The sequence below is a fragment of the Mesorhizobium sp. M7A.F.Ca.ET.027.02.1.1 genome (genome assembly GCF_004022985.1).
Lineage (GTDB): Bacteria > Pseudomonadota > Alphaproteobacteria > Rhizobiales > Rhizobiaceae > Mesorhizobium.
The window spans coordinates 1-2,714 of sequence record NZ_RZOL01000590.1 but is presented as its reverse complement, the minus strand read 5'-3'; the positions used below and the strand labels follow the sequence as shown (position 1 = coordinate 2,714).

Genomic DNA, 2,714 nt, shown 5'->3' with positions numbered 1-2,714 from the left:
GATGCGCGCCTATGTCAGCCGCGCCCGGCGAAGTGATTGGCCAGCGCCACCTTCGCCGCGAGCTGCATGAGGAGATCGCCGACCAGCACGCCGGCCAGCACGAGTGCCACGAGTTGCGGCCAGAACCGCCGCAGCAGCGAAAAACCTAGGGTGATCGGTCTGATGATATCGGCAAACATTAGGTTCTCTCACGATGCCACCCGCCAAAACCTTTCTAGCAAAGGACGGCTGTTTTGCAAGAAAGGGGGGCTCCCCTTCTCCCCTTGTGGGAGAAGGTGGATCGTCGCGATAGCGCCGAGACGGATGAGGGGTGCGTGACGGAATGGGGCGTTGGCGTTCCCTGGAACACCCCTCATCCGACCTCGCTTCGCGAGGCCACCTTCTCCCACAGGGGGAGAAGGGAGAACCGTCCCCCTCACCTTCTCACCCGCGATTTCAGCCACCGGTCAAACGCCACCGCCAGGATCAGGATGAGCCCGATGACGATGCTTTGCGTATAGGACGAGACGTTGTTGAACTGCAGCCCGTTCTGCAGCACGCCGATGAGCGCCGCGCCGACCACCGTGCCGCCGACCGAGCCGATGCCGCCGAACAGCGAGGTGCCGCCGATGACGACGGCCGAAATGACCGTCAGCTCGTAGCCGATGCCGGCGACCGCTTCCGAGGAATTCAGCCGCGCCGACAGCACGAAAGCGGCAAGCCCGGCGAAGAAGCCGACGATGACATAGACCGAGACCAGGATGCGGTCGACGCGCAGGCCTGACAGCCGCGCTGCTTCCGCATTGCCGCCGACGGCATAGACGGCGCGGCCATACCGGGTGTAGCGCAGCACGATGTGGCACAGGATGGCGGCCGCGGCGAAGATCAGCGCCGGCACCGGCACGGGGCCGATCAGGCCGGTGCCGAACCAGCGCATCGAGGCGTCGAAGCCCGAGATCGGGCCGCCATTGGAGATGGTCAGCGTCAGCCCGCGAAACACCGTCAGCCCGCCCAGCGTAACGACGAAGGGCGGCACTTTCAGCCGGGTGATGACAAGCCCTTGCACCCCGCCGGCGGCAGCGCCCACAACGACGGCGGCCAAGAGTGCTGCGAACCAGCCGAATCCTTGCGTGCCGCTCGTCGACAGCGACAGCGTGTTGGCGGAGCCACCCTTGGCGACCACGGCGGCGACCATACCGCAGAAGGCGAGCAGCGAACCGACCGACAGGTCGATGCCGGCGGTGAGGATGACGAAGGTCATGCCGAGCGCGATCAGCCCGGTGATCGAGATCTGCCTTGTGATGTTGAACAGGTTGATCGGGTCCATGAAGCTCGGCTTCAGCACGGTGAAGACGATGATCAGCGCCACCAGGAACAGCAGCGGCCCGAAGCTCATCAAAAGCCGCGCGAAGTTGATGCCGCCGCGCTGATCCTGTTCCCCCGCCACGCTCATAGTGTCTCCTTGCGGTCGAGTGCCATCAGTTCCATCAGTCTTTCCTCGTTTGCCTCGACGCCCGGCATCTGGCCGGTGATGCGTCCCCGGCGCATGGTGACGATGCGGTCCGACACCGCAAGCACCTCGGGCAGCTCGGACGAAATCATCATCACCGCAATGCCGCGCGCCGCAAGCTGCACCAGGATCTGGTGCACCTCTGTCTTGGCGCCGACATCGACGCCGCGCGTCGGCTCGTCGACGATCAGCACTTTCGGATCGCGCGCCAGCCAGCGCGCCAGGATCACCTTCTGCTGGTTGCCGCCCGACAGGCCTTCGATCGCCTGCTCGGCCGAAGCCATGCGGATCGACAGCATCTTGCGAAACCCGGACAGCGCATCGCGCTCGCGCCGCTCGGCCATGAAGCCGAAACCGTTGCTGAAGCTGCCTAGCGAAGCGATGGAGAAATTCGGCAGGATGCCCAGCGCGGCAAAGATCGCCTGGTGCTTGCGGTCCTCCGGCAGCAGGCCGATGCCGAGCGCAATGGCGTCTGCGGGCGATGCCGGGGCGATCGGCTTGCCATCGAGCGTGATGGTGCCGGCCGCGATGCGGTCGGCGCCGAAAATGGCGCGCGCCAGTTCGGTGCGGCCCGAGCCGACAAGCCCGGCAACGCCGAGGATTTCACCGGCCTTGAGGTCGATGTCGACGCCGTCGAGCACGATGGCGTGCGGCGCTTCGGGATCGCGCACGGTGCGCAGGCCGCGCACCGACAGCACGACATCGCCGGCCACCGCGCGTTGCGCCGGCCGGGCGTAGAGCTCGGACGCCGCGCGGCCAACCATCTTCTCGATGATTTTGGGCAGGGCGATCGGTCCACCCTCACGGTCGAGATGCCCGGCCAGCCTACCGTCGCGCAGCACCGTCATGCGGTCGCAGATGGCGGAGGCTTCCTCCAGCCGGTGGGTGACGAACATGATGGCGACCTTGTCCTTGCGCAGCCGGTCCATGATCGACAGCAACCGCTGCACCTCGGTCTCGGTCAGCGCCGAGGTCGGTTCGTCCATGATGATCAGCCGGCTTTTCAGCGACAGGGCGCGGGCAATCTCGACCAGTTGCTGTTCGGCCACCGACAGCGCCGACACCGGCGTCATCGGATCGATGGAGAGGCCGACGCGGGCGATGATCGTGCGGGAGTCCTGCTCCATCCGCTTCCAACTGACCAGCCCGAACGGACCGATCGGCGCGCGGCCGATAAAGATATTTTCCGCCACCGTCAGCGTCGGGATCAGGCTGAGCTCCTGGT

3 protein-coding genes are annotated in these 2,714 nt (G+C 66.0%); all 3 read right to left on the bottom strand.

What is annotated here, in order from left to right:
* Positions 1 to 14: 14 nt before the first annotated feature.
* Positions 15 to 179, bottom strand: coding sequence for a hypothetical protein (locus EN749_RS37955; protein WP_164873689.1), 165 nt, complete (start codon positions 177 to 179; stop codon positions 15 to 17).
* 236 nt (positions 180 to 415) lie between these two features.
* On the bottom strand, positions 416 to 1,432 hold the full coding sequence (locus EN749_RS33860) for an ABC transporter permease (protein WP_027035281.1): 1,017 nt from the start codon (positions 1,430 to 1,432) through the stop codon (positions 416 to 418).
* Positions 1,429 to 2,714 (bottom strand): sugar ABC transporter ATP-binding protein (locus EN749_RS33855; RefSeq protein ID WP_145991125.1); only part of this gene is annotated, 1,286 nt, incomplete at its 5' end. The genes EN749_RS33860 and EN749_RS33855, both read right to left, overlap by 4 nt.

Bases quoted from the DNA above. Each gene is read 5' to 3' on its own strand.
- EN749_RS37955 (WP_164873689.1), bottom strand. From the start codon at position 179: ATGTTTGCCGATATCATCAGACCGATCACCCTAGGTTTTTCGCTGCTG.
- EN749_RS33860 (WP_027035281.1), bottom strand. From the start codon at position 1,432: ATGAGCGTGGCGGGGGAACAGGATCAGCGCGGCGGCATCAACTTCGCG.